Source organism: Nesterenkonia alkaliphila, from assembly GCF_009758175.1.
Classification (GTDB): Bacteria; Actinomycetota; Actinomycetes; order Actinomycetales; family Micrococcaceae; genus Nesterenkonia; species Nesterenkonia alkaliphila.
Window position 1 is genome coordinate 35,294 of the sequence record NZ_WRPM01000030.1, and the last position, 6,198, is coordinate 41,491.

Annotated in this window: 6 protein-coding genes and 1 pseudogene; all 7 read left to right on the top strand. The window is 58.9% G+C overall.

Features of this window, described 5'->3' with window-relative positions; all coding sequences use genetic code 11:
- The first annotated feature begins 34 nt into the window (after positions 1–34).
- Positions 35–1,567: a type I restriction-modification system subunit M gene (locus tag GNZ21_RS04460; protein ID WP_157321712.1), complete on the top strand. Its 1,533-nt coding sequence runs from the start codon at positions 35–37 to the stop codon at positions 1,565–1,567.
- Positions 1,564–2,718, top strand: a complete 1,155-nt coding sequence (locus tag GNZ21_RS04465) for a restriction endonuclease subunit S (RefSeq protein ID WP_157321714.1) — start codon at positions 1,564–1,566, stop codon at positions 2,716–2,718. The genes GNZ21_RS04460 and GNZ21_RS04465 overlap by 4 nt, the downstream gene beginning before the upstream one ends.
- A gap of 137 nt (positions 2,719–2,855) precedes the next feature.
- The gene (locus tag GNZ21_RS04470; RefSeq protein ID WP_157321716.1) at positions 2,856–3,317 is read left to right on the top strand and encodes a hypothetical protein; all 462 of its coding nucleotides are present in this window, start codon (positions 2,856–2,858) and stop codon (positions 3,315–3,317) included.
- Entirely contained in the window at positions 3,314–4,120 is an 807-nt protein-coding gene (locus tag GNZ21_RS04475) for a HipA family kinase (protein ID WP_308805441.1), read from the top strand. Before GNZ21_RS04470 ends, GNZ21_RS04475 begins: the two co-directional genes overlap by 4 nt.
- A 14-nt stretch (positions 4,121–4,134) precedes the next feature.
- A pseudogene (locus GNZ21_RS16275) lies at positions 4,135–4,254 on the top strand (DUF3037 domain-containing protein); the annotation flags it as partial.
- Between the two features lie 405 nt (positions 4,255–4,659).
- Complete coding sequence (locus GNZ21_RS15850; RefSeq protein WP_229659332.1) at positions 4,660–5,028, top strand: hypothetical protein; 369 nt, start codon at positions 4,660–4,662, stop codon at positions 5,026–5,028.
- 328 nt (positions 5,029–5,356) lie between these two features.
- Positions 5,357–6,154 (top strand): HD domain-containing protein, encoded by a 798-nt coding sequence (locus GNZ21_RS04485; protein WP_157321722.1) that lies wholly within the window; start codon positions 5,357–5,359, stop codon positions 6,152–6,154.
- Positions 6,155–6,198 lie beyond the last annotated feature (44 nt).

Here is a 6,198-nt window from a genome sequence, read left to right on the forward strand (position 1 = left end):
CCGATCTCCGAACCCCTGGGTAGGCTTAGATGCCATGGTGACTGGAGAGCTCAAATCGAAGATCGACCGGCTGTGGGACGCGTTCTGGACCGGCGGGATGTCCAATCCGCTGACGATCATCGAGCAGATCACGTACCTGCTGTTCATTCGTCGACTGGACGACCTCCAGACCACCCAAGAGAAGCAGGCCAAGCTGGGTAAGCCGATGGAGAACCCGCTCTTCAGTCCGGAGCAGGATCACCTGCGCTGGAAGCACCTGCGGCATCTGGGCGCTGCCGAGATGCACCGCACCCTGGACCAGGAGGTCTTCCCCTTCCTGCGGAACCTGGGCAATGAGCGCTCCACCTACTCGGACCATATGGCCAATGCGCGGTTCGAGATCAACGCAGAGAAGGCCGGCATCCTCACCCGAGTGGTGGACCTGGTGGATTCGATCCCCATGGACAATCGGGACACCAACGGGGACATCTACGAGTACATGCTCTCCAAGCTGAGCACCTCAGGTCAGAACGGCCAGTTCCGCACCCCGCGGCACATCATCCAGACCATGGTGGCCATGACCGATCCGAAACCCGGGGACCGCATCATCGACCCGGCCTGCGGCACCGCCGGGTTCCTGGTGGCTGCCAGCGAGCATATCCGTGAACACTATGAGCAGGAACTGTTCAAGCAGGAGGTGCGCGAGCAGTTCCACCAGGACATGTTCCACGGCTATGACTTCGACTCCACCATGCTGCGCATCGGCTCGATGAACATGATGATGCACGGCGTGGAGGCCCCGGATATCCGCTACCGAGACTCGCTCTCGGAGGGCGCACACGGGGAGGCTGATGAGTTCTCCCTGGTGCTGGCCAACCCGCCCTTCGCCGGCAGCCTGGACTATGAGTCAGTGTCCAAGGATCTGCTCAATGTGGTGAAGACCAAAAAGACCGAGCTGCTGTTCCTTGCGCTGTTCCTCCGCCTTCTGGAGCCGGGCGGCCGGGCTGCGGTGATCGTGCCCGACGGCGTGCTCTTCGGCTCGTCCAAGGCGCATAAGGATCTGCGCAAGACCCTGGTGGAGAACCAGAAGCTGGATGCGGTGGTGAAACTGCCCTCCGGGGTGTTCAAGCCCTATGCCGGGGTCTCCACGGCGGTCCTGTTCTTCACTAAGACCAACGCCCAGACCGGTGGTGCGGGCGCGACTGATGAGGTCTGGTTCTACGATGTGCAGGCTGACGGCTTCAGCCTGGACGATAAGCGCACTCCCCTGCTGGATGCCGAGAAACTGGGTCCGGTTCCTGAGGAGCTGAGCGAGGAGGAGCACGCCACGAACAATCTGCCGGACCTGGTTCGCCGGTGGAAGAACCGCGACGACACCGAACGCTCTCGTCCCCGCACCGAGCAGAGTTTCACTGCGCCCCGGGAAGAGATCGCGGAGAACGACTACGACCTGAGCATCAACCGCTACAAGGAGATCGTTTTCGCGGAGGAGGACCACCAGGACCCCCTGGAGATCATCGAAGAGTTAGAAAAACTCGACGACGAGATCCGCCAGGGCCTCACCGGTCTCAAGGAGATGCTGAAGTGAGCGAGCTGCCGAAGGGGTGGACCGAAGTTCCTCTAGGAAAGGTAGTCCAGTTTCAGAATGGCGGAACACCCAAGAAGGACGAACCCAGTTACTGGCATGGCACTATCCCCTGGATCACCAGTGCCGACATCACAGAGAGCAACATCGCGGTGCGCTCCCATGTCTCCCACGAAGGCGTCCGACGGTCGGCCACAAACGTTGTGCCCGCCGGAACTACACTGCTTGTCACCCGAACTGGCATTGGGAAGGTAGCGGCCGCCCCATTCGATCTTGCCTTCAGCCAGGACATCACAGCGATTCACTCCAGCACCGAAGTGGTCCCGGAGTATCTTCGTGCCTTCCTTCGAAGCCAGTCAGAATACTTCGCAAACAATGCTCGCGGAGCCACTATCAAGGGAATTACGCGTCGAATTGTTGAGACTTTGAGGATCCCCCTCCCACCCCTAGAAGAACAACGCCGCATCGCCACCATCCTCGACCGCGTAACAGCCATTCAAGACGCGGCAGACCGCTATAGCCACATCCTGCGCGATAATCGCCGAGCAGCGTTCCTCAAAGTACTCGCTGACTCACCGGTTTCCCATCTCCCAGTCGAAGCCGTCAGCGCGGCCATAATTGACTGCCCTCACTCCACGCCTCGCTGGCAGGAAAGTGGTGTCACGTGCCTACGCACCACCAACCTGGGATACGGCGAGTGGAACTGGGACGATCATAGGTTCGTGGACGAAGCACAACATGCAGAGCGCACTAAACGTGCTGACCTGCTCCCAGGAGACATTGTCCTCAGCAGAGAAGGCACAGTCGGTGTGATGGCTATGGTTACACCAGGCATGAAGGCTTCCCTGGGGCAGCGCCTTGTTCAGGTGCGCCCTTCGGACGAGATCAATGGTGAGTACCTCATGGAGGCCCTCATGTATGAATTACATCCGACACGAGTCGAACACCGCATGATCGGCGCTACTGCCAAACGAATCAACGTCAAAGCCCTCAAAAACCTGCAGTTGCCAGTCCCTCCACGGGAAGCCCAGGACCACTTCGCCGCCCTCGCCACACAGACCCGGCATATTCAGACTCACGTCGATGCCCGTTTAACAACTCTCCGACGCCTCACCCAGTCCCTCCAGTCCCGCGCCTTCCGAGGGGATCTATGATGACTCGATTAACTCCCACTGGCCTCCTGACAGCGCTGAGCTTCGTCACACTCCTGGCCGGAGCAATTATTCTAGCGCGGGGGGTCTGCTTAACATGGGATGGTGAGTCCTCTGATTTGCTAGGATCCGGTGCCACCGTGGTTGCTGCCGCTACCGCAGGAGTCATCTCGGCACAGTCAATCAAGACTTGGAAGCAGCAACGGCAACTGGACCGCGACAAAGCTAATTTCCAAATGAAACAGCAAGTTTATGGAGCTATCGCTCAGGACTTAGTCAATACGTTCCCTTCTGGGTCGGCGAGTGGGGAACTCCGGAGAATTCGTGCTAACGCTGCTGTATGGGCGTCAACCGAGACTATCCAAGAACTTTCACAATGGCAGGCAGCCAAGCAAAGAGCCATCGCGGGCGGGCGGCGCTTAAACGGAAACACCTACGAGCTAAGTTCGACATCTCAAGATGAGATGAAAACCCACCTTGGCCGAGTCATCATTGCCATGCGCTCGGACCTTTTCGACGAAGACTCTCTTTCTCGTGACGAAATCATCAAATCGATCTTCGACGACAGCCACAAGAACCACTCGGAGCATGAAGATCAGTGACGGGCAATGCACTTGGCTTGGATTGGTGGAGGGGAAGAATCTCCCGCCCTAAGTCCACCGATCTCGCCGCCCTCCCCATTGTCGCTGCCAAACTCCGGCAAGCTGCTACAGGTTGTGCACCTTTCCAGGCACCTCTACAAGACGGACGCGTTGTGTGGGTAAAAACCATGGGCAATCCGCAGGGCAACCAGGCCCTGACGACTGAATTCGTCGTCGCCTCCGTAGGACGACGCCTCGGACTCTCGGTCGCAGAGCCCATCATCGTTCATCTCCCTGCAGTCTTAGCCGGCATGGTGCGTGACCATCCAGAAGCGCCAATACTGCAGCCCGGACCAGCTTTCGCCTCCGCTCATATTGCAGATGCAGAGGAGAAGTATGAGTTCACAGCCGCGCTCAAGGACGATAACCCCAGGCGCCACGTGGGAATATGGGCGCTCTGGGAGCTCTTCCTCGGTGATGACGCCCAGTGGATCTATTCCATGTCAAATGACGAAGCTACCTACAGCTTCGATCACAGCCTATGGCTGGCGCGACATGAAGCAGATTGGAACAGAGAACTCCTAACCCAAGAAGTTGGCAACACCTGGGACAGATTTACTACAGACACGTCCTACTTCGATCCCACGGAGGTCCGACGCCTTGCCCTGGCGCTGCGCGCCTTAGCCCCAGAAGAGATCCTTGAGATCCTGGTTCAGGTACCAGTCGAATGGGAGACTAGCACCAGTGATCTTGAGGCCTTAGGCTGGTTTCTCGCCACTCGACGCTTCCACGTTGCCGATCGTCTCGATGCGCTGAACCCATGACAGCAACATATGACATGCCTCAGTCCACTTTGACTGGTACGGAGACCCCGTACCAGTACTGGATACTGCGTTACGTCCCGAACACTGTTCGCCAAGAGTTCGTGAACGTAGGAGTAGTTGTCGGCCGAGATGACGATTGGGCAGTCCACGCAATTTCCAACTGGGACCATGCTGGCCGACTGGGCGGTGATCCCACCCAGGCTGCAACCTGGGTGGAGCGACTGACCGAAGAAGCCGAAGCCTCGCAATGCCCGCCCCTTCCGGAGATCACTGCTGCTACGGGACTTTCCACAAGCGAGATCTCTCGCCGTCAGGCACTGCACAATAACCACGTCCAGATTGCGGCAGGCGGCCCCCTGGTCACCACGGACGCACGCTCAGGCGCAGCCATGATGTTCGACCTGTTGGTTCATGACCCTGATCCCCAACCTCGGCGGATCCGAGCAGGCACCCGGCTCAGGCGTCAGCTGGGCGATACCCTCCGCCAGTGGGCTTCTCAGTCTTTCTCCGCAAGTCGTTCTGTTGAATCTAACCCCAGCGTGAGCGCTGCCACTATGCGACGCCCTGCGAGGTTTAATTTCTTAGCAGCTAACGGGCATCTCTCTCTGCACCATGCTTGGGCCTTCGAAAGCGGGACGACAGCTACTGACCTTCTAGTGCGATTCAGGGCTTGGGAAGTTCCAGTTCGAGATCTCCGCGAAAGCGGCGGGGCGGTCACGCTGCCCGGCACCGAGGAATCACAGGCACTGGATCAGGATGTGCCCCTCACCGTGCTCTTCAGTGAACCGGACCCTGCAGAAACTGATCGGGTCGAGGTGCTGGAAGAAGCGCGGGCATTCTGCCGTCAGTACGAGATCGAGATGATCCCGGAGAACGAGCCGGAGAGACTTCTCCGCATCCTCAGCTGAGAGAAATTAATTCCGAGGGCTCCGCCTGAGCGGAGCCCTCTAACCGGTAGCCGAAGCGTCCGGGGAGTACTGCAAGTATAGCGAGAGCCGACTATCTGGTTCCCCAGAAGCGGTCCCTTGGACCTCTTATCACCGGCTCTGTATCAGCATGCCACACCGCACGGACACGGTCCGTGCCAGCGATCGCTCAATGATCTCTCCACAGGCGTACCTCCCATGACGCCTGCCCGCATGGAATGGCGTCGCGCACTGCACAACAACAACCTCCGCATCGGCCCACCCACTCCCGTCTGAAACCATGTCCGAGGCTGGCGCTACCGTTGAAAGCATGACGGAGGACTATGTGAGGACAGCTGAAGAAATCGCGCGGAGAGCCCACACAGGGCAGACCGACAAGCTCGGAATCGACTACATTGAGCACCCTGCACGCGTCGCTGAACGTGTACGGAAGTACAACGACTCTGCCGAAGCGGTCGCAGCTGCCTGGTTGCACGACGTCCTGGAAGACACCCCTGTCACCGCTGAGAACCTCCGAGCAGCCCGCCTCCCCGAAGAGGTCATCACCGTCGTCGAGCTTCTGACCAAGAGACCCGGCCAGCGCCTGGCAGACTATTGCAACGGCGTACGTCAAAACCCCATCGCATTAGCGGTTAAGCATGCTGACATAGACGACAATACTGACCCCACCCGCACCTCACAGCTCCCCCAAGAGATTCAGGACCGGCTGAGGAAGAAATACGAACGAACCCGACACTTCCTCCAGAACAGCCCCCACTGGAAAGGGCGCGCACACCCCGGCACATCACATGCCGCCCGTTCGAACGGCTACGTCTTCGGCGGCACCGCGATTGCCCCCATGCCCTCCGCCGCTGAAACTGCTCAAGCCAAGCAGAGCCTCCGCTTCACCGCGGAAAAGTTCTCGACGCCCTCTCTTAGCGAATACAACTCAATCCTTGAAGCCTGCGACTTCGACATCACCACCGTGACCCTCCGTCTGACATCCTGGGACGAGGCCGCAGACTGGTATCTCACCAGCAACAACTTCGAACGCCTTGGATTCATTGAAACCGCACTCCACTCTGAAGCCCTAGCCACCCACCTCCCGGAACTAGTGGTCCGTCTCTGATTTAGCTTGCCATTTCGGTGAGTTTCGCTCGTGCTCGGCGGGTT

What these genes read in the sequence shown, in the direction of transcription:
- GNZ21_RS04460 (WP_157321712.1), top strand. Translation starts at nt 35, where the DNA reads ATGGTGACTGGAGAGCTCAAATCGAAGATCGACCGGCTGTGGGACGCG.
- GNZ21_RS04485 (WP_157321722.1), top strand. Translation starts at nt 5,357, where the DNA reads ATGACGGAGGACTATGTGAGGACAGCTGAAGAAATCGCGCGGAGAGCC.